The following is a 24,604-nucleotide window of genomic DNA, read 5'->3' as shown; positions in this document are numbered from 1 at the left end:
GCAAAAGTACGGTTTTTCAATCAACGCACAAGGTCTAATAAGTTTGTTTTAATTCCTGAAGCACAGTGCCGTTGTCTCCCATCATTTTAAAAACCACCTCTTTATCCTCAAAATTAAAATCAATGATACCGTAACTTTTATCTGAAACCACTTCTCCTACTCGAAACTGGTTGGGCTCACCCTCGAAACTTGAATAGGAATGCGTAAGTCCACTGCTTGTGAAATCAATCAAAGGATAATTCAATCCCTCTACCTCGGTTTTGGAAAACTCTGAAATATGTCGGTCTCCTGAAAGAATGATGACCCCATTGGCTTTGGATTCGGCAATCATTTGTTCCAATTTCTCAACCTCTGTGGGAAAATTGCCCCAAGTTTCAAATCCATGTTCTGCGGAAAGAAATTGAATACTAGACATGATCAAATTGAAATCCGCGTCTGAGCCTGTCAGTTCTTTTTGAAGCCATTCCCACTGGGCATCACCTAAAACAGTGGCATTTTTATCAAAATTGGCCTGATATCTTCTATTTGGGTCTTCATCCTTTACCAAATCACTTCGGAAATAACGCGTGTCTAAGACAATCACTTTAATTTTCCCTTTTGGCGTTTTGTATTCGTGGGAGGCATAAACACCCTCTCTCATTCTTCGTTCACTATCAGTTGGCACCCCCATAAAATCCAAAAACACTTGTTGGCTTTCTTTTTTAATAGAAAAATCAGCACCCCCATCATTAAGTCCAAAATCGTGATCATCCCAAGTACCAATAATAGGAACTTCTGCTTTTAATTTTGAATACTCCACCACGCTATCTTGCATGGCATAAATGGCACGAAGTCTGTCCACATCATCCGTATCGGCGTAGACAATATCACCCCCCCCAAATCCAAACATCAGGTTCTTCTGCCAAAACATCATCCCAAAATGGGTTGGGTTCTTGGGGCATATTACAAGACCCAAAAGCAACCACAAAATCGGTAGAGGGTTCAGGGGTTTCAAAAGTTGGTTTTTCTTCTTTCTTTTTGCACCCGTTTAAAAGGGCAATAGCAATAAATAATGCAGAAAATTGCTTCATTGATTAGGTTTTTCAGAATCAAAAATAAGGATAAAGCAAGTTACCTCTATATTATATTATTGTATATTTGGGCGCATGAATTCAGCGGACATCACGACAGTAAAGTCGATACTTTCCCAACCTCAAAAGATTGCCATAATCCCTCATAAGAATCCAGATGGAGATGCCATGGGCTCTTGTTTGGCCCTAGATGCTTTTTTAAAAGGGATGGGGCATACTACTCAGGTTATTGCACCCAACGATTACCCAAAATTCTTAAAATGGATGCCTGGCAACGATTCGGTGCTCAATTTTGAGAAAGAAAACCGTCAATCAAAGTCATTTTTGGAGGAAGCTACGCTGATATTCACCTTGGATTTTAACGACCTTTCCCGTGTTGGTCAATTGCAAACCGTTTTGGAAGAGTCTACGGTCGATTTTATTATGATCGACCACCATCAACAACCCAGTGATTATGCCAAGGTAACCTATTCTGATGTGACTATGAGCTCCACTTGTGAAATGGTCTATAATTTTATCGATTTCCTAGGTGCCACCGAAAGCATTACCAAAGCAATTGCCACTAATCTATACACTGGGATTATGACAGATACGGGTTCCTTTAAATATAAATCCACATCCAGTAAAACACATCGTGTAGTTGCTGAATTGATAGACAAGGGTGCCGAAAATATGGAAATCCATAGACAGATTTTTGACACCAACTCCCCATCTAGATTACATTTATTGGGCGTAGCCTTGAGCAATATGGTCATTTTACCTGAATACAAAACGGCATACATTACCCTCACCCAAGAGGAATTGGACGAGCATGGCTTCAAAAAAGGAGATACGGAGGGCTTTGTAAACTATGGTCTTACCCTTGAGGGTATTATTTTTGCTCTTATTTTTATCGAAAACAAAGAAGAGAGCATCATAAAAATATCTTTGCGTTCCATCGGAGATTTCTCAGTAAATGCATTTGCACGGGAACATTTTAATGGTGGCGGACATGATAATGCTGCAGGAGGAAGAAGTGACCTCAGCATGGAAGAAACCGTTGCCCAATTCAACGAGATATTAAAAACCTATAAAAGCAAATTACATTCATGAGACTTGTTTTAGTTTTTCTTTTGGCCATTTTGCTTGTCAATTGTGACGGACCTGAACCTAGACGACCCGTTGAAGTGAAATCAGGGAGTTATTACAAGGAGTCCATTGAACGCAACAAAGAATTATTGGCTGTTGAGGAGAAATTGATTCAAGAAATCATCCAAAAAGATACCGCAAACGAATATTTGTCCAGTCCAAACGGATTTTGGTACTATTTTGAAACCAAAAACGATACGGCGACCTATTTACCACAAACGGGCGACCAAGTGTTGTTTTCGTACAATTTAATGACACTGGACAACGACACTATTTATACCGCTGAGGAAATTGGAACAACTTCGTATGTAATTGACAAACAGCAATTGTTCCCAGGAATTCAAAATGCGATTAAGTTGCTCAAGATTTCCGAAAAGGCTTCCTTTTTATTCCCATCGCCCCAAGCTTATGGCTACCAAGGCGACAACAACAAAATTGAGCCTAAAACCCCATTAAAATCATCCGTGGAATTACACACGATCATAATTGATAACGACAGTTTAAACTAAATCTTTACAATCAACATGAAAAAATCACTTTTTCTAATAACCGCTTTTACTTTGGTATTATTGGGTTGCAAATCGAGCAAATATGCCGATTTGGGAGACGGTATTTTTGCCGATATCCAGACTACCAAAGGAGACATCATTATTAAATTGGAGTACAAAAAAACTCCAGTGACCGTAGCCAACTTTGTATCCTTGGCCGAAGGGAACAACCCTTTTGTAAATGATGAATACAAAGACAAAAAATTCTATGATGGGATTATTTTCCATAGAGTTATCAAGGATTTCATGCTTCAAGGAGGTGACCCAACAGGCACAGGAAGTGGGAATATCGGCTACACTTTTAAAGATGAATTCAACGATTCATTGTTGCACTCCAAAAAAGGAATTTTGTCCATGGCCAACAGAGGTCCAAAAACCAATAGCAGCCAATTTTTTATCACCCACAAAGAAACTCCATGGTTAAACGGAAAGCACACCGTTTTTGGTGAAGTAGTTAGTGGAATGGATGTTGTGGATACTATTGCCAATGTAAAAACAATCGCAAGGGATAAGCCCGAGGTTGATGTGGTGATGAACCACGTAGAAATTGTTCGCAATGGAAAAGAGGCCAAAAAATTCGATGCAGTTCAAATCATGTCCGATTATTTTGAAGAGGAGAAATTGGTAGAAGCCGAATTTCAAAAGATGAAAGAGGATTTGGTTGCTGAATTCACCGAGCAAATGGCTCAAGCTGAAGAAACGCCATCTGGATTGAGAATTCTTAAATTAAAAGAAGGTGAAGGCGAACAACCAAATATTGGACAAATGGCATTGGTAAACTATGCTGGTTGGTTGTTCAACGGGGACCTTTTTGATAGTAATATTGAAGAAATTGCCGCAAAATTCAACCAATTGAATCCAGGCCGAAGAGATCAAGGAGGTTACACCCCTTTCCCAATGTCTTACAGCCCAGATGCACAATTGGCAGCGGGCTTCCGTGAAGGTTTGTTGACCATGAAAATTGGAGATAAAATCCGAATATTCGTTCCACCACATTTGGGATATGGCGATAATGATTATGGGCCAATTCCTGGAGGTTCCACTTTAGTGTTTGATTTGGAAATTGTAGGAGTGCAATAATTAAAATGCTCATTTTAAAACATAAAAAGCCGTACTTTTCAGTGCGGTTTTTTTATGCCGCAAGCCGAACAAACCCCTTTTTATTTTTTTGATGCGTCAAAAAGTCAAAACCATCATTGTAATTGCGCTGCCCATTCAAATTCTTTTGGTGCAATGGATTGCTGACTACCCCAACTTTGTTGAAGATTATTACAGCAACGGCATTTACCCAATAATTTCAAGAGTACTGAGAACATTGTTTGGTTGGCTCCCTTTCTCATTTGGCGACCTTTTATATACTGCGGGTACAATTTTAGTGATTCGATACATTTATAAACATTGGAAAAAAATCATTTCCAAACCCCTCTACTTTTTAAAAGATGTATTGGTAGTGCTCTCCATTGTTTTCTTTGCCTTTCACTTTTTGTGGGGAATGAATTATCACCGACAACCCATTACTTGGAAACTGAATATTGAACGAGAATATATGGACGAAGAACTTTTGGATTTCACCCAATATCTAGTTGAAAAAACCAATGAATATCAGCAACAAATTACTGGTGATACCATATCGCCAGTGCATCTAACCAATTCCAGAAAACAAGTTTTCACACAAACCAAAACTGCCTATGATTTCTTGGGGAACATCTACCCTGATTTTGAATATAAAAGCAAGAGTCTGAAATCGTCCATTTATAGTATTCCCTTGACCTATATGGGGTATGGTGGTTATCTGAATCCTTTTACCAACGAAGCACAGGTAAATGGAGTTACCCCACGTTTTAGGCTGCCCGTAGTTAGTGGTCATGAAGTGGGGCATCAATTGGGGTATTCCGCGGAAGATGCCACCAATTTTATCGGGACTTTGGTCACCTTGCAAAGCAACGACCCTTACTTTAAATATTCAGCCTATCAACATGCATTGGGCTATTGCCTTTCCGACCTTTATTATAGGGATGAAAAAAAGTACCAAGCGGTTTTGGTATCACTACACCCTGGTGTGTTGAAAAATTTTCAAGAATTAAGAGAATTTTGGGAAAGCTATGAAAACCCATTGGAGCCTGTTTTTAAATCTGTGTTCAACACATTTTTAAAGGCGAACAACCAAAAGGAAGGCATCAAAAGTTACAACTCCATGGTAGGGCTTATGATCAACTACCGAAAAGCCCATCCAGAGCACTTTTGAAACTTGTGAAGTACTATCACAAAACCTATCTTTAAGCCAACTAATTCAATTAAAAGCGTATGAAACTTAAACTTTTAGCGCTGTTCCTATTCATGGGCAGTGTTTCTTTGTTTGCGCAAGATTACTTCCCGATAAACGACGGCGTAAAGGCAAAGAAAAACAACAATTATGCGGCATTTACCAATGCCAAGATCTATGTAACTCCTACTCAAGTCATCAACAATGGAACACTTCTGATCAAAAACGGAAAAGTGGTTCAGGTTGGTAAATCCGTGAGCATTCCTAAAAATGCAGTGGTCGAGGATTTGGATGGAAAATCCATTTATCCATCCTTCATTGATGTATTCTCTGGATTTGGAGTAGAAAAACCAAAGCGTGCTCCTGGAGGCGGAAGATCCGCACAATATGAACCTACAAGAGAAGGGTTTTATTGGAACGATCACATTATGCCAGAAAATAATGCCATCGGTAGTTTTAAGTACGATTCCAAAAAAGCCAGCGACCTTAGAAAAGCTGGATTCGGTACCGTTAATGCACACATCGAGGATGGAATTGCAAGAGGAACTGGAGTTTTGGTGGCGTTGAATGATGATGCCAGCGAAGCTCAGCGTATCCTTTCCGATAAATCGGCTCAATATTTCAGTTTTTCCAAAAGTGTTACATCGCCTCAATCCTATCCTGGATCCTTAATGGGTGCCATGGCTTTGATGAGACAATTGTACTACGATATGGACTGGTACAGCAAAGGCAATGTGGATACCAAAGACCGCTCTTTAGAGGCCTTGATCGCCAACAAAAGTTTGACTCAAATCTATGCCGCTGGTGACAACGGAAACGTTTTACGTGCTGATAAAATCGGTGACCAATTTGGTGTACAGTACACTATTTTGGGTGGTGGTGATGAATACCAATACATTGACGATGTTAAAGCAACCAATGCCAAGTTGATCCTACCTATCAACTTCCCTGATGCTTACGATGTTTCCAATCCTTACGAGGCAGAATATATTGAATTGAAGGATATGAGACATTGGAACATGGCTCCATCCAATCCAAAAATATTGGCCGAAAATGGAGTTGAGTTCACTATAACACTTCACGGCCTGAAGTCACCAAAAGACCTTAAGGATAAATTGATGAAAGCCATTTCTTATGGACTTTCAAAAACCAAAGCATTGGAAGCACTTACCACAGTTCCTGCCGAAATTTTAGGCAAAACTGGTGAAATTGGTTCCCTACAAGCTGGTAGTCAAGCTAATTTCTTGATTACTTCTGGTGACATTTTTGACAAAGGCACCATTCTTTATGAAAACTGGGTACAAGGCACCAAAGACATCATCCAGAACAAGGACATCAAAGATGTTAGAGGTGATTACAACCTTGCGCTAGGTGGAAGCACCTACACAGTTTCTTTGACAGGTTCTATTGATAAGCCAAAGGCTGAAATCAAAAAAGGAGACGAAAAATTGGATTCCAAAATTGATTATTCCGCTGACTGGTTGAACCTTTCTTTCACAGAGGATAAAATCGGTTCCTATAGAATGGTTGCCCACGTAATGGACAACTCTGGGACCATCAAAGGAAAAGCAGTTGCTCCAAATGGAGATGAATCAACCGCTACTTTGACCCGCACCAAAGCTTTCGAGGAAAAAGAAGAAAAAGAAACCGCATCCGAAGCACCTCAATTGATGTCGCTTACCTACCCAAATACGGGTTACGGATACGCTTCCAAACCAAAACAAGAGACCATTCTATTTAAGAATGCTACAGTTTGGACTGGAGAAAGTATTTTGGAAAATACCGATGTTTTGGTAAAAGGTGGTAAAATCTCTAAAGTTGGAAAAGACCTACGTGCAGGTGGAGCCACCGTGGTAGATGCAACAGGAAAACACTTGACAGCAGGTATTATCGATGAACACACGCATATTGCGGCACTTTCTGTGAACGAAGGTGGACACAACTCTTCCGCGGAAGTTCGCATGGCAGATGTAGTTGACCCAACACACCCTGGAATTTACCGTAATCTTGCAGGTGGTGTTACCGCTGCACAATTATTGCACGGTTCGGCCAACCCAATCGGCGGACAATCTGCAATTCTACGTTTAAAGTGGGGTGAAAGTGCAGATGGCCTTTTGTTCGATAACGCACCTAAGTTTATCAAGTTTGCTTTAGGTGAAAACGTAAAACAATCCAACTGGGGTAGTTTCTCAAGATTTCCACAAACTCGTATGGGTGTTGAACAAGTGTACACGGATTACTTCCAACGTGCTAAAGAATACGACGCCAAAAAGAAAAGCGGAGAGCCTTTCCGTTACGATGAGGAAATGGAAACTTTGGCCGAAATATTGAATGGTGAGCGTTTCATTTCTTGTCACTCTTATGTACAAAGTGAAATCAACATGATGATGAAAGTTGCAGAGAAGTTTGATTTCCGAGTGAATACATTCACCCACATTTTGGAAGGGTACAAAGTTGCCGATAAAATGGCCGAGCACGGTGTTGGAGGTGGAACTTTCAGTGACTGGTGGGCATACAAATATGAAGTTAACGATGCAATCCCTTACAATGCTGCCATCATGCACAGCCAAGGGGTAACCGTTGCCATTAACAGTGATGATGCCGAAATGTCTAGAAGATTGAACCAAGAAGCTGGTAAAATTGTAAAATACGGTGGTGTTTCAGAAATCGAAGCTTGGAAAATGGTGACCCTAAACCCTGCTAAGTTGTTGCATTTGGATGACCGTGTAGGAAGTATTGAAGAAGGTAAAGATGCCGATGTGGTACTTTGGACCGACCATCCACTTTCCATCTACGCCAAAGCTGAAAAAACCTTGATTGAAGGTAAAGTATACTTTGACTTGGAAAAAGACAAAGCGATGCGTGAAGCGATTAAGAAAGAGCGTAATCAGCTTATTGGAATGATGCTGAACGAAGGTAAAAAAGGAGGACCAACACGTACTCCTGTTCAAAATCAAAAACAAACCTTTGAATGTGAAACCCTTTAATAATTACATCATGAAAAAATTATTTTTAATCATAGCTATTGTATTTGGGGTTTCATTGAACGCACAACAAACCCCAGCTCCACCGCAATCGGAGCAAATCGCCATCATTGGTGCCACAGTACACGTTGGAAACGGTGAGGTGATAGAAAATGGAACCATCATTTTTAAAGATGGAAAAATTACTGCTATTGGTGTCGATCTTATGGCTCCGACCGTTGGAACCATGATCAATGCCGAAGGCAAACACGTATATCCAGGTTTCATCGCTCCATCCAAACCATTGGGATTGGTGGAAGTTGATGCGGTAAGAGCAAGTGACGATCAAGATGAAATCGGTGAAATGATTCCTCACGTAAGATCTATCATCGCCTACAACGCAGAATCCAAAGTTGTGGAAAGTATGCGTCCAAATGGTGTGTTGATTGGTCAAGTTACTCCACAAGGAGGTACTATTTCTGGAACATCAAGCATTGTTCAGTTTGATGCTTGGAACTGGGAAGATGCCGCTATCAAAACCGATGATGGCATCCACATGAACTGGCCAGCTTTTTTTAGAAGAGGAAGATGGTGGGCAGGTGAGCCAAGAGGTTTCAGACCCAACGAAAACTATGGCAAAGAAATGGACGACATCAAAATGTTCTTTGAAAACTCGGACGCCTACAGCAAAGCAGAAGAAAAAGAGAAAAACTTGCCTTTTGCTGCCATGGAGGGACTTTTTGATGGTTCAAAAAGATTGTACATCCATGCCCACGGTGAAAAAGAGATTACCGATGCGGTAACTTTTGCCAAAGCTGCTGGAGTTGAAAAAATCGTGATTGTTGGAGGATACAGAGCCTATAGAATTGCCGATTTCCTTAAGGAAAACAATATCCCTGTATTGGTCAATGTAACCCACTCGCTTCCAAAAATGGAGGATGACGATTACGACCTACCTTATAAATTACCAAAACTACTGGTAGATGCAGGTCTATTGGTAGGCATTCAAAATGAGGAAATGGGGAATTTCCAAGCCAGAAACATGGGCTTTTATGCTGGACAAGCTGTTGCCCAAGGTCTTGACAAGGAAACTGGAATTAAAATGTTGACTGGTAACACCGCCAAGATTCTAGGTATCGACGATATGTACGGAACCTTGGAAGTTGGTAAAAGTGCCACTCTATTTATTTCGGAAGGTGATGCCATGGATATGCGCACCAACCAATTGACCAAAGCCTACATCGACGGTAGGGATGTTTCTTTGGAAACACACCAAACTGAACTTTGGAAAAGATATATGGGTAAATACGAAAGAGAAGGAAAATAATTCTTTCAACATAGTATAAAATGAAAGCGGCGTTCGATGGAACGCCGCTTTTTTGTTGTTCGTTTTTTGATTAATTCACCTTTACAGGAACTGTTTTTGCACCTTCAGGAATAGCATAAAAACTTTTGGATTGTGGCTCTTTGCTCAACATCACATTTTCAAAAGTAACTGTACTCACAGGTTCTTTTAATTCTCGTCCCTCGTAGCTGAACCAAGAAATGGATTTCGGCAATACTACACCATTTAGGTTTTGCCAATCATGGTAACGAATCCATCTTACATTATCAGAACTTTCACCTGATCTATAGGTTACGGTATACCCCAACCAAGCCATTTGGTGGGTTTCAGGATCAAAATGAATATAATATTCATCCTTGGATGAAGCACCTACCCCACTTTGGTAAGCTATTTTCATTCCAGGGTATGACTTCCCATCAAATTCCAAAGCCTCTGTTTCTGAATACCTAATGCCATCATCAGCTAAAACAAAGGGCATGGCATAGAAATAAAACATCAGATTATGGTAAAAGGCAGCATCCCCTTTGTAGTTTTCATTGGTATCGAGCAACCAAACTTCATTTCCATCAAATCCCATGGAAAATTGTTCGGTATCGACCCTATCCATTCGTGACCATAGGTCAACTGTATGGGTTTCGGGCAATTCTGGTTTGGGCAATACAAAAGATAAGGTTCGTTGACTTTTCCAAGCTTTGACTCCGCCATGGGCATCAAAAATTTGGGTCATTGCCTCTGGATATTCGGATTTTTCAACTTCAATTTCTTTTGGTTCTGTTGTGTTGATTTCTTCTTTTTTTGGAGTTTCTTTGCAGGCCAAAATGGACAAAGTGGTAAGTAGGATGGTTATTTTTTTCATGAAATATATTTTGTCCCTTGGTCGAAAACCCCTTTGATAAATTACAAGAAATCCTATTTTTACTTTGTGATGGAAACCAAATTGATCAGTAGTGTCCAAAACCCGTTGGTTAAAAAAATCCTCCAACTGAAGGAAAAATCCCGTGAACGCAAAAGGTCAGGCATATTTGTTTTAGAAGGTAGACGCGAGATACAATTGGCTCAAAAAGGTGGTTATCAAATAAAAACGCTACTGTTTTGCGAAGAAATTATATCCATCGACCAAATTGAAAAAGAATTCGAACTTGCTAATGTTGAATTGATTGCCATCACCAAAGCAGTTTATGAAAAATTAGCCCATCGAGGAACCACAGAAGGTGTTATTGCATTGGTAGATAGCAAATCGCATACCTTGGATGACATTTCTTTTTCAACTTCAACACCTTTGGTGTTGGTGGCCGAAGCACCCGAGAAACCAGGAAATATCGGTGCGCTTCTACGCACCGCTGATGCCGCTGCTGTTGATGCGGTTCTTATTGCAAATCCCAAATCAGACCTATATAACCCGAACATTATCCGTTCCAGTGTTGGCTGTGTGTTTACCAAACAGATTGCCATGGGCACCACAGAACAGATCATCGATTTTTTAAAAACCAACCAAATAAAAATTTACTGTGCTGCATTAACAGCTTCCAAAAACTATGTGGAATGTGACTTTACATGCGCAACCGCAATGGTAATGGGAACCGAAGCCACTGGATTGACCGAAGATTGGCTTCAAAACTCCGACCAAAATATAATTATTCCGATGCAGGGCGAGATTGACTCCATGAATGTCTCCGTATCGGCCGCAATACTTATATTTGAAGCGAAACGGCAGCGCGGATTTTAAGCTATGGAAAAAAATGTGCTCTTTTATGTGATACTGGTGATACTGGTAGTCCAATTCTTGATTGAACAGGTATTGGAATACTTGAATGCCAAACGATTTAAATCGACTGTACCCGCTGAACTTTCAGATGTTTACAACGAATCTGAATACAAAACAGCCCAAGAATACAAACAGACCAACTACAAATTTGGATTGATTTCCGATGGATTTTCATTGTTACTCACCCTTTGTTTTTTATGGTTTGGGGGCTTTGAATGGGTCGATAAAATCACCCGCTCCTTTACCGAAAACACCATTCCAATGGCATTGGTGTTCTTTGGAATAATTACCATTGGCAGTGCCATTATTGGACTTCCATTTTCTTATTACCGCACCTTTGTAATCGAGGAAAAATACGGTTTCAATAAAACCACCAAAAGCCTTTTCTTTTCGGATAAGTTGAAAGGAGGATTATTAGCTGCGGTTTTGGGAGGTGGATTGCTATCACTCTTTATTTGGTTTTACCAAGCAACAGGACCTAATTTTTGGCTATATGCCTGGGCCATGATTGGGGCTTTTATGCTCTTTATCAATCTATTTTACAGCAGATTGATTGTGCCATTGTTCAACAAACAAACCCCCTTGAGCGACGGGAGTTTAAAAACTGCCATTGAAGCCTATGCACAAAAGGTCGGTTTTGAGCTTAAAAATATTTTTGTTATTGATGGATCTAAACGCTCCACAAAGGCCAATGCTTATTTTTCAGGTTTTGGAAAAGAAAAACGCATTACGCTTTTTGACACCTTGATCAATGATTTGGATGAGGATGAAATTGTAGCCGTGTTGGCTCACGAGGTTGGTCATTACAAACGAAACCACATCATTTTCAACCTGATCGTTTCTTTATTGACGATAGGATTTACGTTGTTCATTTTGTCTTTGTTCATCAACCATCCAGAAATATCACAAGCTATTGGCGTGAGTACTCCTAGTTTTCATGCAGCTTTAATTGGATTTACTCTTTTGTACAGCCCCATTTCCGAAATCACAGGATTGGCGATGAATTATTTATCACGAAAATTTGAGTTTCAGGCCGATGATTATGCAAAGTCAACCTTTGCGGCAACACCACTGGTCACATCCTTAAAAAAACTATCCAAAAAGAGTTTGAGCAACCTTACTCCCCACCCAGCCTACGTATTTGTGCACTATTCCCATCCACCTTTAGTGGAGCGTATTAGAAACCTACGGGCATAGTTTTTGTTGTTTAGGTAATAAGATTGTAGTAATTTTAATAGACTATGACGGAGGCTGCTATAGAAAAAGAGAATAAACAAATTGCAAAGCAATACAAGGAATTGCTTCGCATCAGCTATCAAACTCTGACCGATGAGGACAAGAAGTTGATACGCTCCGCCTTTGATGTGGCCGTTGATGCCCACAAAGAACAAAGGCGTAAATCTGGAGAAGCTTATATTTTCCACCCCATTGCCGTTGCTAAAATTGTAGCTTCTGAAATTGGATTGGATGCCGTTTCCATTGCCTCTGCCCTACTCCACGATGTCGTTGAGGACACTCCTTACACTTTGGATGATATTGAGCGCATGTTTGGGGAAACCGTGGCGCGTATCGTTGACGGTCTTACCAAAATAGCCCACCTTAAAAAAGATAAGGATATAAGTCAGCAGGCAGAGAACTTTAGAAAAATGTTGCTGACACTCCATGACGATGTTCGGGTGATCATTATCAAAATTGCGGACCGATACCACAATATGCTCACCATGGATTCCATGCCCGAGCACAAGCAGGTAAAGATTGCATCAGAAACGCTATACATCTACGCCCCTTTAGCGCACAGAATCGGGCTTTATAATATAAAAAATGCGCTTGAAGATCTTTCTTTGAAGTATACCGAGCCTGAGGTCTACTATGATATTTTAGGTAAAATTGAGGATACCGAAGAGGAGAATTTGGCCTACATCGAATCGTTTTCTGATGTAATTCGAAATTCATTAGATCGCGAAGGGCTCAATTATTTCATCAAAGGACGGATGAAATCCATTTTCTCCATCCGAAGAAAGATGAAGGCCCAAAACGTAACTTTTGAAGAGGTTTATGACAAATTTGCTATCCGAATTATATACAAATCCGACCGTAAGAATGAAAAGTTCTTGGCTTGGAAGATATACTCCATTGTAACGGATCACTTTACCCCCAACCCCATTCGACTTCGTGATTGGATTACCTCTCCAAAATCTACTGGATACGAGGCACTCCACATTACCGTAATGGGACCAAAGGGAAAATGGGTCGAAGTTCAGATACGTAGTGAGCGCATGCACGAAATTGCCGAAAAAGGCTATGCGGCCCACTTTAAATACAAGCATGGAAACCAAAAAGAGCAAGGGATTGAGGAATGGCTCAATAAACTGCAGGAGGCGTTGGAAACATCGAATGGTAATGCAGTTGATTTTGTCGAGGAGTTTAAACTGAACCTTTACGCCAAAGAAATATTTGTGTTCACTCCCAAGGGTGACCTAAAATCCATGCCAAAAGGTGCCACGGCCTTAGATTTTGCATTCAATATCCATACGGAAGTGGGAATGCACACTCGAGGTGCCAAGGTGAACGGAAAACTGGTTCCTTTAGGAACGGTTTTGCGAAGTGGCGACCAAGTTGAAATCATAACATCCGATAGTGCAAAACCAACCCAAAGTTGGTTGGATTATGCACAAACGGCCCGCGCACGTGCCAAAATCAAATCTTCCTTAATGGAAGAAAAGAAAGAGGTGGCAGCAGAAGGCAAGGAAATCCTGCGAAGAAAATTAAAGGCTCAAAAGATCAATCTGAACGAGGATTCAGTCAACAAACTGGTCAACTATTTCAAATTAAAAACCAGTCTAGACCTTTTCTATCGTGTTGGCATCGGTGTTATTGACAATGACAAGCTGAAGGATTTTTCATCTTCTTACCATAATGCTTTTATCAATTTCTTTAAAAACAGGATGCGCAAAACCCCTGTTCCAAAGGATATTGATAAAAATGAGATTACCGTTAAATACGACTTGCTTGTTTTTGGTAAGGAGGAAGAACGTCTCAGTTATAAATTATCACAATGCTGCAACCCTATTCCTGGGGATGATGTATTTGGTTTTGTGAGCGTGAACGATGGGATCAAAGTGCACAAGAAGAACTGTCCAAATGCCATTTCATTGCAATCCAATTACGCCTACCGAATTATTAGCGCCAAATGGATCGATTCCACCCAAGAGGAATTTTCTGTGGATATTCAATTGATGGGTATCGACAACATGGGATTGGTGAAGGATATTACCAAAATTATATCCGAAAACATGCACGTGAACATGAGAAATCTGAATTTTAATGCGGATGGAGGCACGTTCAAAGGCAAGATTACACTTGTGGTAAAAAACAATACCATACTTAAAAAGCTTATTGAGAATTTAAAGCAGGTCGAAGGTATCCACAAAGTAACCAGAATTTAATTTTTAGCTGTACCTTTGTACATTAGCAGAGCTATTGAGCTTATGGACAACAATAAAAATCAGGAAATTGTAAAAAACGTGTTCACCACTTTCTTAGAGGAAAATGGACATAGAAAAACACCTGAACGCTACGCCATTTTACAAGAAATTTACGATAGTGACGACCATTTTGATGTAGAATCCCTTTACATTAAAATGAAGACCAAGAACTACAGGGTGAGCCGTGCCACACTCTACAATACCATTGAACTTTTGTTGGAGTGCAAGTTGGTACGTAAACACCAATTTGGAAAAAATCAGGCGCAATATGAAAAATCATATTTCGACCGTCAGCACGACCACGTAATCTTGACCGATACTGGCGAAGTTGTGGAGTTTTGCGACCCACGCATCCAATCCATTAAAAAAACGATAGAAGAGGTTTTTGATATCAAAATCAGCAACCACTCTTTATATTTCTACGGAACCCGAAACAAAGAAGAAGGAAACCTAACTGAATAACCCGAACATTACATGGTAGATTTATTGCTTGGACTCCAATGGGGAGACGAAGGAAAAGGAAAAATTGTTGATGTACTCACCAAGGAATACGATATAATAGCACGTTTTCAAGGTGGCCCAAACGCAGGTCACACTTTGGAGTTTGACGGTATAAAACACGTTCTACATACGATTCCCTCTGGGATTTTTCATAAAAATGCTATCAATATAGTTGGAAACGGAGTTGTAATCGACCCTGTTATCTTCAAAAAAGAATTGGAGAATTTGGAGCAGTTCGATATTGATATTGTTTCCAAACTTTTTATTTCCAGAAAAGCACACTTGATTTTACCAACTCACCGTTTGTTGGATGCCGCTTCAGAAGCTTCCAAAGGAAAGGCAAAAATCGGTTCTACCCTAAAGGGTATAGGTCCAACTTACATGGATAAAACAGGAAGAAACGGTATGCGTGTGGGTGATTTGGAATTTGATGATTGGAAAACCAAATACCGAGCATTGGCCGATAAGCATGAAGCCATGATTGATTTCTACAATGTGGAAATCCAATACAATTTGGCCGAGTTGGAAGCTGAGTTCTGTGAAGGTGTTGAAATGTTGAAGAAATTGACTTTCATCGATAGCGAAGAATACATGTTCAATGCACAAGCGGAGAACAAAAAAATATTGGCAGAAGGTGCTCAAGGTTCACTATTGGACATTGATTTTGGAACCTATCCCTTTGTAACCTCATCCAACACAACTGCGGCAGGTGCCTGCACTGGATTGGGTGTAGCTCCTAACAAAATAAAAAGAGTATTCGGAATTTTTAAGGCGTACACCACTCGTGTAGGTAGTGGCCCCTTCCCTACTGAACTTTTTGACGAAGATGGAGCAACCATGGGTCGCGTAGGTAATGAATTTGGTGCTACAACAGGTAGACCTAGACGATGTGGTTGGTTAGACCTTGTAGCTTTAAAATATGCTGTTCAAATCAATGGAGTAACCGAATTGATGATGATGAAAGCCGATGTTTTGAGCGGTTTTGAAACCATCAAAGTTTGTACAGCCTACAAATACAAAGGCGAGAAAATTCAACACTTACCTTACAATATTGAGGAAGAGTATGTAACTCCTGTTTACACCGAAATGAAGGGCTGGGCAAAAGACCTTACCAAACTTACAAAAGCAGAGGAATTGCCACCAGCTTTGAACGATTACATCGCATTTTTGGAAGAGCAATTGGAAGTGCCAATCAAGATTGTTTCTGTAGGTCCAGACAGGTTGCAGACCATTCATAGATAAACATCATAAGAATTTATCCAGCTTAGTTAAGTTGCACTTGTGTGACTTATATCACTGTGGGCGCACGTCACATCAACTACCTTTGATTCAATTCAAAAACAACTGATATGACAAGTAATCTCAATCACATTGGACTGGATAAAAAAGCCTCCAGCGAACTTGCAGACAAGCTGAACGAACTTTTGGCCAACTACCAAATCTTCTACATGAACGCCCGTGGTTTTCATTGGAATATTAAAGGAGAAAAGTTTTTTGAGCTTCACCTCAAATTTGAAGAACTCTATAATGATTCCCTTATAAAAATAGATGAAATAGCAGAGCGTATCCTGACATTGGGTTTCACCCCATTACATACTTATGGAGACTATTCTGCGCTTTCCAAAATCCAAAGCGCTAAAAACGTATCTAGCGGCACAAATGCCATTCAGGAAATTTTAAAAGGTTACGAAGTTCTGCTACCTTTGGAAAGAGAGCTTCTAGAAATGTCCGGAGACTCCAACGACGAAGGTACAAATGCATTGATGAGTGATTATATCCGCGAACAGGAAAAACTCATTTGGATGTATTCGGCCTACTTAAACCAATAATCTAGATGACCAAAGACATTCTAAAAGACCTTATTGAACAAAATAGGACCACTTGCGACTTTACCTATAATGCCATAACCCAAGAAAACAGCACCCTTAAATTAAACGAGGATACTGCTTCCATTGGTTTCATTTTTAGGCACCTTGGTGAAATTATGCATCTATTGCTTCAATTTTTGGGTGTTCCCACCGAAGTACAAAACACCACAATGGGGCAGACCGATAACGGTGAAGTGTATAATCGGGAAGGAAGTAAGATATTGGTGGACGAAGGCTATCAAAAATTATATGGTCTTTTAGAATCTCTGTCAGAAGAAGAATGGGCAGAACAAATTGAAACTCCATTTTTCGGTCAAATTTCCAGGGCCAAGTTGTTGGGTCACATCTTATATCACAATACCTACCATTGTGGTCAAATTACCTTGACACTCAAGCGAGGTAAACAAATGTGAGGCAGGAACAAAGAAATCCCAAAGCTTTCTAAAGGGTGTATGCCACTTCCGCTAAAAATCCTACTTTTGGGCAAAATTCTATGAATTTGAAGCACATTTCATTTTTCATTCTATTATTGTCCGTACTCAATGTATTTGCGCAGCAGCAACCGCAAGGCGGCAGGCAGATTAATATTGTGTATGGAGCAAACTTTACCAAGGACGAAGCCCAGTTTCCAGGCGCATCCATTTTCAGTAAAGACGACGAGCGTCAAGTACAGTTTGAACACCAAGGCGCAGACCTTTGGTGCGATATTGCCATTTTTTATGCGGAAGAAAACCGTTTGAAAGCCATTGGAAATATTCGCATGCAACAAGGCGACTCCATTGAAATGAACAGTGGTAAAATGGATTATGATGGGAACACCAAGCTGGCCAAGGCTTGGGAATCCGTCGATTTGACCAATGGACAAATGACCTTGACCACTGACACCCTCTACTTTGATAGGGAAAATCAGAAAGCGTATTATAGATCAGGTGGTAAAGTAGTGGATTCGGCCAATGTACTTACCAGTATAATTGGCACCTATTTTATGGAACCCAAAAAATATCAGTTTCAGAAAAAAGTACATATCGACAATCCCGATTATACCATTGATTCTGAACAATTGGATTATTACACCGAATCGAAGAACGCTTATATGTATGGTCCATCCACGATTACTGGTGAAGAATATAAAATCTATTGCGAACGTGGATTTTACGACACTACCATTGAGCAGGGCTACGGTATTAAAAATACACGCATAGACTACGACCAAAAAATTATTGAGGGAGACAGTCTATATTTTGATAAGGCAAGTGAATTTGCTTCAGCCACCAATAACATTAAGATTACCGACACCATTAATAATGGGGTAATCAGGGCTCATTATGCGGAAGTGCACAAAGCTAAAGATTCAGTTTTCGCCACCAAAAGAGCCGTTTCCATCAGCTTGGTGCAAAAGGATTCGCTTTACATGCATGGGGATACCTTAATGGTGACAGGTAAGGAAGAAGAACGCGTTTTACGTGCTTTCAGAAATGCCAAGTTTTACAAAACCGACCTTAGTGGCAAATGCGATTCCATTCATTTTGATGAAGCTACAGGAATCACCCAATTGATAAAAGACCCTGTCCTTTGGAATGTGGACAATCAAATCACGGGAGATAGCATCCATTTAATTTCCGATATGGAAACGGATAAATTGGACTCACTCAAAGTGATTGAAAATGCCTTCATCATTTCATTGGACACTATTAGTGGAACGGGATACAATCAAGCAAAAGGAATCAACCTATATGGGAAATTCATAGAAAACGAACTCAAAATCATCGATTTGGTGCAGAACACCGAAGTGATTTATTACGTGTACAACGATGATGAAGAACTGGTCGGTATCGATAAGACGATCTGCAGTAAAATTCGTTTGTTGATGGCCAATAATGATATTGAGGACATTACCTTTTTTGTGGATCCAGATGGGGATATTTTCCCTGAATCGGATTTACCTATTGAGAGTAGAAAACTAAAAGGTTTTGTTTGGCGTGGTGATGAACGAATCATGTCCAAAGAAGAAATCTTTGACGAGGACGACAATAACATCGAACTGGCAAAAATTCGGGGCATCGATAATCCGATTGACATTGATGCCGAAGAAAATGAACGTCAAAACAACGAGAACGACCCCATTAATGCACGAAATACCCAAGGCATAAAACCCAAACAACCTGCCGTAAAAAAGAAAGCACAGACCCCTTAATGTCCAACAACGATTTTTATACATATCAAGCCCAAACCTCTCCCCACCCTTTAGGCCTGGAGGTATCGCATGCCCGAGGAAGTTACATTTACGACCAAGACGGTAACGCGCATTTAGACTTTGTAGCAGGGGTTTCAGCATGTGGACTGGGGCATTGTCACCCTAGAGTGGTGGAAGCCATAAAAAACCAGGTGGACAAGTACATGCACGTAATGGTGTATGGCGAATACATTCAATCCCCCGCAGTCGAGTTTAGTAAATTATTGGCCTCCCATCTACCAGCAAACCTAGAAACCACCTATTTGGTGAACTCAGGCACGGAAGCTATGGAAGGAGCCGTTAAATTGGCACGTAGACATACAGGGCGATCTCAAATAATAGCTGCCAAGCATGCCTATCACGGGAATACCATGGGCAGTTTAAGTCTTTTGGGGCTGGAGGAGCGTAAAAGTGCTTTCAGGCCCTTGATTCCAGATATTCGACATATCGAATTTAACTTGGAAAGTGATTTGGATAAAATCACAGAGAAAACGGCAGCTGTTGTATTGGAAACCATTCAGGGGGGCGCTGGATTTATTCTTCCGAAGGAAGGCTATCTCGAAAAAGTGAGAGCAAGATGCACTGAAATGGGCGCCATGCTTATTTTAGATGAAATTCAACCTGGATTTGGGCGAACGGGTAAACTTTTTGCTTTCGAACACTTCAATTGCTCACCCGATATTTTAGTTATTGGGAAAGGAATGGCTTCTGGAATGCCTGTTGGTGCTTTTGTAGCTTCCAAGGAAATTATGAGCGACCTTCAGGACCATCCAAAATTTGGTCACATCACCACTTTTGGAGGTAATCCAGTAATTGCAGCGGCAAGTTTGGCCACCTTAAAAGAGCTTACGGAAACCGATCTCATCCAACAGACATTGGAAAAGGAAAAACTATTCCTAAGATTGTTGGTTCACCCTTTAATTGAAGAAGTTAGAGGCAAAGGATTGATGTTGGCCCCGATCATGAAAAGCAAAGAAATTGCCGATCAAGTTGTAATGGAAGCCGCAAAAAATGGACTAATTCTTTTCTGGTTATTGTTCGAACCAAGAGCGGTGAGAATATCGCCTCCGCTTACCATTTCAATGGAAGAAATTGAAGTAGGTTGTAAACAAATCATTGCCATTTTAAACCAACTAAAATCGACCGCTGTTAACTAATTTGTTGATAACATACCCTAAATCTGGACGAAATTAGAAACGATAAAGGCTAATTTTAAGTCCATAGTCTAACCAAAAAAGTTCCTATGGCGTTAGAATCTAACGAATATCCTGACAAATCCATCAATAAATTTGAGTCTATGCTCAAGACGGACGACGTCTATTTTTTTGATGCGGAGGACTTTGAGGAAATTGTCCATCACTACCTCAACAACGGCAAAATATCCCTCGGAAAGAAAGCTATTCAAATTGGTCTGGAACAGCATCCAAACTCTTTAGAGTTAAAATTGTTGCAGGTTGAAATCTTGGCTTTTGAGGATAAATTTGAAGCCGCAGAATTACTTTTGGATGAGATTGAGAACATCAATTCCCAGAATGAAGAAATCTACATTCAAAGGGCAAATATCCGTTCCAAACAAGACAAACACCAAGAAGCGGTAAACTTACTTTTAGAAGCGCTTCACCTTACCACTGAAGCTTTCGACATACATTCCTTATTGGGGATGGAGTACCTTTTTATGGACAACTATTTGGAGGCCAAGCACAGTTTTATGAAATGTGTGGAAATTGATGATAGCGACTACTCTTCGCTTTACAATGTGGTGTATTGTTTCGAATTTTTGGAAGATTTTGACGGGGCCATTCTTTACCTCAACGACTATTTGGAACGCAATCCGTATTGTGATGTAGCATGGCACCAATTGGGTAAAATGTACTATTCAATGGACATGTTCCCAGAGGCACTCACTGCTTTTGATTTTGCTGTGATTTCCGATGACACTTTTATTGGCGCTTACTTTGAAAAAGGTAAGGTGTTGGAAAAATTGGGAAGATACAACGAGGCCATCGAGAACTACGAATCCACAATTACCTTGGAAGACCCTACCTCATACGCATTTCTCCGTTTAGGAAAATGTCATGAAAAGTTGGGCAACTTCGATTTGGCGAAATACTATTACTACCACACCGTTCATGAAGACCCACTTTTGGACAAAGGTTGGTTGGCCATTACGGATTTCCATTACGGACAAAAAAACTACGACAAAGCACTTTACTACATCAATAAAGCCATAAATATTGATGGGGAAAACCCACAGTATTGGAAAAAAGCTGCCAAAATATATTCCGCATTGGAAAATTTGGATGAAGCTGATTTTGCCTACAAACAAACAGTGGATTTAGGCAATTATGAATTTGCAACTTGGAAAAACTGGGCAGATGTACTTCGAAAAATTGGCGATTTCCATTCTTCCATTCAAGTATTGCTGCAAGGGCTTGAATTTTACCCAGATAATGCCAACCTATTGTACAAATTGGCAGGCACACATTTAAAAAATAACGATTTGGCCGAAGCAAAGCTTACTTTGTCCAAGGCCATGAAAATAGATTTTGATAAATTGCAGGCTTTTGATGAACAGTTTCCTGAATTCAGTGAAATTGATTGGGTCAAGGCATTGGTTTCCAAAATTGGGAATACCGCCAAATAAGGCCACTTTTTTTATCCAAAATCTATGAAGCCACGTCGCATACTGGACTATGTCTTTGTTACCCTAAAAGGAATGGCCATGGGGGCCGCAGATGTTGTTCCAGGAGTTTCTGGAGGAACCATCGCCTTTATTTCGGGGATTTACGAGGAACTTATCACATCCATCAATAATATTGATTTTTCCCTGATATCCATTTTAAAAAAGGATGGTATTAAGGCCGTTTGGAACAAAGTGAATGGCAACTTCTTACTGGCCCTTTTCTTGGGAATTTTTATCAGCGTGCTGTCTTTGGCCAAGTTTTTAAGTTACCTGTTGGAAAACGAACCTATTTTACTCTGGAGCTTTTTCTTCGGGTTGGTTTTAGCCAGTATTTTCTTCGTAGGGAAGGAAATCACCAAATGGAGCTTGGGAACCGTTGTGGTTTTTATTATAGGGGCTGCATTGGCCTTTTTTATAACTCAACTGCCTGTTAGTGAAAACACCGACAGCCTCCCTTATTTGTTTATGTCTGGGGCATTGGCCATTTGTGCCATGATTTTACCAGGGATTTCAGGAGCCTTTATTCTAGTGCTTTTGGGGTCGTACAAAACTATTTTGGATGCCGTACACGAAAGAGATATTAAAATAATCTTGACCGTAGGACTTGGAGCCGTATTTGGCCTATTGAGCTTTGCTCGATTGCTCAAATGGATGTTCAATCACTATAAAAACATTACACTAGCTCTACTTACGGGTTTTATTCTAGGCTCATTGAACAAAATTTGGCCATGGAAAAAGGTTTTGGAAACCAAAACTTTTGGAGACAAAACCATGGTTGTGGACGATATGAACGTATTACCATGGGCATTTGAGGGCGACAACAGATTAATGCTCGCTATAGTTCTCGCCATCATCGGTTTTTCACTTATTTTTATCCTGGAAAAAGCAGCTTCCAAAAAATAAGGAACTCAAAAATCGGCCATGCCACAACAACCTAGAACATTGCTGGACAATATTTTCTTGGTCATTAAAGGACTATGCATGGGTGCGGCCAATAAAGTTCCTGGGGTTTCAGGTGGAATTGTGGCCTTTGTGGGCGGTTTTTACGAAGAATTCATCTATTCCCTTCAAAAACTCAATTCCAAAGCCGTAAAGTTATTGTTCAATGGGCGTTTCAAAAGCTTTTATCAATACACCAATGCGCGCTTTTTAGGGCTTTTGATTTTTGGAATGCTGGTAAGTTATTTCAGCGTATCCCGAATTTTGGATTATTTTCTGGAGCACAATGAGCTTTTTGTATGGGCCACATTTTTCGGAATGGTTATGGGCTCGATTTACTACATTGGAAAAGATTTTGCACATTGGAACAAGAAAACCGTTCCTGCTGCATTTATCGGTCTTGTCATCGGAATTTCCATCAGTTTTTTGAACCCTGCAAAGGAAAACGACAACCTCTTTTTCATTTTTTTCTGTGGAATTATCAGTGTTTCAGGGATGACCCTTCCAGGACTATCAGGATCTTTTATTTTGATTTTACTGGGCAACTATGTGTTGCTTCTGGTCGATTCTGTTAACGCCCTTTACGACACCTTTTCAGAAATATTTCAAGGGGATTTTAGCTTTATGCAGAATGCAGAGCGTATTCAAATATTAAAAATATTGGCCGTGTTCACCTTGGGTTCCGCCACAGGTTTGGTAACATTTTCCCATTTGCTCAGTTACGTACTAAAGCATTACAAGCACCTAACAACAGCCGTCCTCATTGGTTTCATAACTGGATCACTCGGGGTGCTTTGGCCTTGGAAAAAAACAGTTTTTAAATTGGATGGCGCTGGTAATCCATTATTGGATTCAAACGGCGATAAAATAATTTTAAATTACACACGACACCTACCCCAAATGGCCCAAGCTGAAACTTGGTGGGCCATTTTATTTATTGTGATGGGGATTTTGTTATTATTGATTTTGGAATGGTATGGCAACAACAGGAAAGACAAACAGGTTCGGGCTGCTCGGTAGAAATATCTCTTACTCCTTTTCACAGGGGTATTTCACCCAAAAATTCAAAGATTTAGGACTAGAAAACCATTCCTATGAAAACTTCGATATGCAATCTATCGAGGAATTTCCGCAAGTGCTCAAACAAGAAAATTTAAAAGGGCTCAATGTCACCATTCCCTACAAACAAGAAGTTATCCCTTATTTGGATGAATTAGATTCCAAAGCAGCCAAAATTGGCGCCGTTAATACCATTCAATTTACCCAAAATGGCCTTAAAGGATTCAATACCGATGCTTACGGTTTTGAAATTTCACTTCAACCTTTTTTAAAACCACACCATACCCATGCTTTGATTTTGGGAACAGGAGGCGCATCAAAAGCAGTAAAATTTGTACTGGAGGAAATGGCCATAAAAACCACCTATGTTTCAAGAGGCCCAAAAGAAGGGCAATTGACCTACGACCAATTAGATCAAGAAATAATGGAACAGAATACCTTGATCGTAAACTGTACGCCCTTAGGTACTTTTCCTAATATTGAAGATAAACCTATACTACCCTATACCTTTGTTGGCAGCCAACATTTGTTGTACGATTTGATCTATAATCCAGAGAAAACTGCCTTTCTGAAACAAGGTGAAAAACGAGGTGCTGCCATATGCAATGGTCTGGATATGCTCAAAGGGCAGGCTGAAAAGGCATGGGAAATCTGGAACAACTCCTAGATTTTTGTAATCCATAATAGGAATATTCCATTCTACACATCTCAAAACTTGTTCAAAAGAAGAATCAATACTTTTGCTAATGGGCAA

General features: G+C 40.2%; 22 protein-coding genes. 19 read left to right on the top strand and 3 right to left on the bottom strand.

Annotation, left to right across the window (positions count from 1 at the left end; genetic code table 11):
- Positions 1–34: 34 nt before the first annotated feature.
- Complete coding sequence (locus tag BLQ18_RS09065; RefSeq protein ID WP_313795022.1) at positions 35–913, bottom strand: alkaline phosphatase D family protein; 879 nt, start codon at positions 911–913, stop codon at positions 35–37.
- The gene (locus BLQ18_RS17180) at positions 867–1,070 is read right to left on the bottom strand and encodes a hypothetical protein (protein WP_313795021.1); all 204 of its coding nucleotides are present in this window, start codon (positions 1,068–1,070) and stop codon (positions 867–869) included. Before BLQ18_RS17180 ends, BLQ18_RS09065 begins: the two co-directional genes overlap by 47 nt.
- A 75-nt stretch (positions 1,071–1,145) precedes the next feature.
- Between BLQ18_RS17180 and BLQ18_RS09060 the strand changes: the two genes are divergently transcribed.
- The 6 genes from BLQ18_RS09060 (at position 1,146) to BLQ18_RS09035 (ending at position 9,299) form a co-directional block, all read left to right on the top strand.
- Entirely contained in the window at positions 1,146–2,162 is a 1,017-nt protein-coding gene (locus tag BLQ18_RS09060; protein WP_090294585.1) for a DHH family phosphoesterase, read from the top strand.
- The gene (gene gldI / locus BLQ18_RS09055; RefSeq protein ID WP_090294582.1) at positions 2,159–2,707 is read left to right on the top strand and encodes a gliding motility-associated peptidyl-prolyl isomerase GldI; all 549 of its coding nucleotides are present in this window, start codon (positions 2,159–2,161) and stop codon (positions 2,705–2,707) included. The genes BLQ18_RS09060 and gldI overlap by 4 nt, the downstream gene beginning before the upstream one ends.
- A 15-nt stretch (positions 2,708–2,722) precedes the next feature.
- Positions 2,723–3,826 (top strand): peptidylprolyl isomerase, encoded by a 1,104-nt coding sequence (locus tag BLQ18_RS09050; protein WP_090294579.1) that lies wholly within the window; start codon positions 2,723–2,725, stop codon positions 3,824–3,826.
- A 91-nt stretch (positions 3,827–3,917) separates the two neighbouring features.
- Complete coding sequence (locus BLQ18_RS09045; protein ID WP_090294576.1) at positions 3,918–4,991, top strand: DUF3810 domain-containing protein; 1,074 nt, start codon at positions 3,918–3,920, stop codon at positions 4,989–4,991.
- 59 nt (positions 4,992–5,050) lie between these two features.
- A complete protein-coding gene (locus tag BLQ18_RS09040) occupies positions 5,051–7,996 on the top strand; it encodes an amidohydrolase family protein (RefSeq protein ID WP_090294573.1) in 2,946 nt (981 codons plus the stop codon).
- Positions 7,997–8,006: 10 nt separating this feature from the next.
- Positions 8,007–9,299 carry an amidohydrolase family protein gene (locus tag BLQ18_RS09035; protein WP_090294570.1) on the top strand — a complete coding sequence of 431 codons (1,293 nt, stop codon included), beginning with the start codon at positions 8,007–8,009 and terminating at the stop codon, positions 9,297–9,299.
- A 70-nt stretch (positions 9,300–9,369) separates the two neighbouring features.
- Here the strand turns inward: BLQ18_RS09035 and BLQ18_RS09030 are convergent, their stop codons facing one another.
- Positions 9,370–10,173 carry a DUF6503 family protein gene (locus BLQ18_RS09030; RefSeq protein WP_090294567.1) on the bottom strand — a complete coding sequence of 268 codons (804 nt, stop codon included), beginning with the start codon at positions 10,171–10,173 and terminating at the stop codon, positions 9,370–9,372.
- Between the two features lie 69 nt (positions 10,174–10,242).
- On the opposite strand from BLQ18_RS09030, the gene BLQ18_RS09025 reads away from it, so the two are divergent.
- From BLQ18_RS09025 to BLQ18_RS08965, 13 genes are all read left to right on the top strand, one after another.
- Entirely contained in the window at positions 10,243–11,043 is an 801-nt protein-coding gene (locus tag BLQ18_RS09025; RefSeq protein ID WP_090297475.1) for a TrmH family RNA methyltransferase, read from the top strand.
- Between the two features lie 3 nt (positions 11,044–11,046).
- A complete protein-coding gene (locus BLQ18_RS09020; RefSeq protein WP_090294565.1) occupies positions 11,047–12,279 on the top strand; it encodes a M48 family metallopeptidase in 1,233 nt (410 codons plus the stop codon).
- A gap of 44 nt (positions 12,280–12,323) precedes the next feature.
- Positions 12,324–14,528, top strand: a complete 2,205-nt coding sequence (locus tag BLQ18_RS09015; protein ID WP_090294564.1) for a RelA/SpoT family protein — start codon at positions 12,324–12,326, stop codon at positions 14,526–14,528.
- Positions 14,529–14,570: 42 nt separating this feature from the next.
- Complete coding sequence (locus BLQ18_RS09010) at positions 14,571–15,029, top strand: Fur family transcriptional regulator (RefSeq protein ID WP_090294562.1); 459 nt, start codon at positions 14,571–14,573, stop codon at positions 15,027–15,029.
- Positions 15,030–15,041: 12 nt separating this feature from the next.
- Positions 15,042–16,310: an adenylosuccinate synthase gene (locus BLQ18_RS09005; protein WP_090294559.1), complete on the top strand. Its 1,269-nt coding sequence runs from the start codon at positions 15,042–15,044 to the stop codon at positions 16,308–16,310.
- Between the two features lie 107 nt (positions 16,311–16,417).
- On the top strand, positions 16,418–16,897 hold the full coding sequence (locus BLQ18_RS09000) for a Dps family protein (RefSeq protein WP_090294556.1): 480 nt from the start codon (positions 16,418–16,420) through the stop codon (positions 16,895–16,897).
- 5 nt (positions 16,898–16,902) lie between these two features.
- Positions 16,903–17,349: a DinB family protein gene (locus BLQ18_RS08995; RefSeq protein WP_090294553.1), complete on the top strand. Its 447-nt coding sequence runs from the start codon at positions 16,903–16,905 to the stop codon at positions 17,347–17,349.
- A gap of 80 nt (positions 17,350–17,429) precedes the next feature.
- Positions 17,430–19,130 carry an OstA-like protein gene (locus tag BLQ18_RS08990; protein ID WP_090294550.1) on the top strand — a complete coding sequence of 567 codons (1,701 nt, stop codon included), beginning with the start codon at positions 17,430–17,432 and terminating at the stop codon, positions 19,128–19,130.
- Positions 19,130–20,326 carry an aspartate aminotransferase family protein gene (locus BLQ18_RS08985; RefSeq protein ID WP_090294547.1) on the top strand — a complete coding sequence of 399 codons (1,197 nt, stop codon included), beginning with the start codon at positions 19,130–19,132 and terminating at the stop codon, positions 20,324–20,326. The genes BLQ18_RS08990 and BLQ18_RS08985 overlap by 1 nt, the downstream gene beginning before the upstream one ends.
- An 86-nt stretch (positions 20,327–20,412) precedes the next feature.
- On the top strand, positions 20,413–21,813 hold the full coding sequence (locus BLQ18_RS08980) for a tetratricopeptide repeat protein (RefSeq protein ID WP_090294543.1): 1,401 nt from the start codon (positions 20,413–20,415) through the stop codon (positions 21,811–21,813).
- A 24-nt stretch (positions 21,814–21,837) separates the two neighbouring features.
- Positions 21,838–22,755, top strand: coding sequence for a polyprenyl-phosphate transporter (locus BLQ18_RS08975; protein WP_090294541.1), 918 nt, complete (start codon positions 21,838–21,840; stop codon positions 22,753–22,755).
- 18 nt (positions 22,756–22,773) lie between these two features.
- Positions 22,774–23,811 (top strand): DUF368 domain-containing protein, encoded by a 1,038-nt coding sequence (locus BLQ18_RS08970; protein ID WP_090294537.1) that lies wholly within the window; start codon positions 22,774–22,776, stop codon positions 23,809–23,811.
- Positions 23,768–24,517, top strand: coding sequence for a shikimate dehydrogenase family protein (locus BLQ18_RS08965; RefSeq protein WP_090294534.1), 750 nt, complete (start codon positions 23,768–23,770; stop codon positions 24,515–24,517). Before BLQ18_RS08970 ends, BLQ18_RS08965 begins: the two co-directional genes overlap by 44 nt.
- Positions 24,518–24,604 lie beyond the last annotated feature (87 nt).

It is taken from the genome of Flagellimonas zhangzhouensis, assembly GCF_900102925.1.
Lineage (GTDB): Bacteria > Bacteroidota > Bacteroidia > Flavobacteriales > Flavobacteriaceae > Flagellimonas > Flagellimonas zhangzhouensis.
Note: the sequence above shows the minus strand (reverse complement) of the source record. Positions and strands in the feature narration are given on the sequence as shown.

Excerpts from the sequence above, each read along its gene's own strand:
- BLQ18_RS09065 (WP_313795022.1), bottom strand. The coding sequence starts at position 913 with ATGATGTTTTGGCAGAAGAACCTGATGTTTGGATTTGGGGGGGGTGAT.
- BLQ18_RS17180 (WP_313795021.1), bottom strand. The coding sequence starts at position 1,070 with ATGAAGCAATTTTCTGCATTATTTATTGCTATTGCCCTTTTAAACGGG.
- BLQ18_RS09060 (WP_090294585.1), top strand. The coding sequence starts at position 1,146 with ATGAATTCAGCGGACATCACGACAGTAAAGTCGATACTTTCCCAACCT.
- gldI (WP_090294582.1), top strand. The coding sequence starts at position 2,159 with ATGAGACTTGTTTTAGTTTTTCTTTTGGCCATTTTGCTTGTCAATTGT.
- BLQ18_RS09050 (WP_090294579.1), top strand. The coding sequence starts at position 2,723 with ATGAAAAAATCACTTTTTCTAATAACCGCTTTTACTTTGGTATTATTG.
- BLQ18_RS09045 (WP_090294576.1), top strand. The coding sequence starts at position 3,918 with ATGCGTCAAAAAGTCAAAACCATCATTGTAATTGCGCTGCCCATTCAA.
- BLQ18_RS09040 (WP_090294573.1), top strand. The coding sequence starts at position 5,051 with ATGAAACTTAAACTTTTAGCGCTGTTCCTATTCATGGGCAGTGTTTCT.
- BLQ18_RS09035 (WP_090294570.1), top strand. The coding sequence starts at position 8,007 with ATGAAAAAATTATTTTTAATCATAGCTATTGTATTTGGGGTTTCATTG.
- BLQ18_RS09030 (WP_090294567.1), bottom strand. The coding sequence starts at position 10,173 with ATGAAAAAAATAACCATCCTACTTACCACTTTGTCCATTTTGGCCTGC.
- BLQ18_RS09025 (WP_090297475.1), top strand. The coding sequence starts at position 10,243 with ATGGAAACCAAATTGATCAGTAGTGTCCAAAACCCGTTGGTTAAAAAA.
- BLQ18_RS09020 (WP_090294565.1), top strand. The coding sequence starts at position 11,047 with ATGGAAAAAAATGTGCTCTTTTATGTGATACTGGTGATACTGGTAGTC.
- BLQ18_RS09015 (WP_090294564.1), top strand. The coding sequence starts at position 12,324 with ATGACGGAGGCTGCTATAGAAAAAGAGAATAAACAAATTGCAAAGCAA.
- BLQ18_RS09010 (WP_090294562.1), top strand. The coding sequence starts at position 14,571 with ATGGACAACAATAAAAATCAGGAAATTGTAAAAAACGTGTTCACCACT.
- BLQ18_RS09005 (WP_090294559.1), top strand. The coding sequence starts at position 15,042 with ATGGTAGATTTATTGCTTGGACTCCAATGGGGAGACGAAGGAAAAGGA.
- BLQ18_RS09000 (WP_090294556.1), top strand. The coding sequence starts at position 16,418 with ATGACAAGTAATCTCAATCACATTGGACTGGATAAAAAAGCCTCCAGC.
- BLQ18_RS08995 (WP_090294553.1), top strand. The coding sequence starts at position 16,903 with ATGACCAAAGACATTCTAAAAGACCTTATTGAACAAAATAGGACCACT.
- BLQ18_RS08990 (WP_090294550.1), top strand. The coding sequence starts at position 17,430 with ATGAATTTGAAGCACATTTCATTTTTCATTCTATTATTGTCCGTACTC.
- BLQ18_RS08985 (WP_090294547.1), top strand. The coding sequence starts at position 19,130 with ATGTCCAACAACGATTTTTATACATATCAAGCCCAAACCTCTCCCCAC.
- BLQ18_RS08980 (WP_090294543.1), top strand. The coding sequence starts at position 20,413 with ATGGCGTTAGAATCTAACGAATATCCTGACAAATCCATCAATAAATTT.
- BLQ18_RS08975 (WP_090294541.1), top strand. The coding sequence starts at position 21,838 with ATGAAGCCACGTCGCATACTGGACTATGTCTTTGTTACCCTAAAAGGA.
- BLQ18_RS08970 (WP_090294537.1), top strand. The coding sequence starts at position 22,774 with ATGCCACAACAACCTAGAACATTGCTGGACAATATTTTCTTGGTCATT.
- BLQ18_RS08965 (WP_090294534.1), top strand. The coding sequence starts at position 23,768 with ATGGCAACAACAGGAAAGACAAACAGGTTCGGGCTGCTCGGTAGAAAT.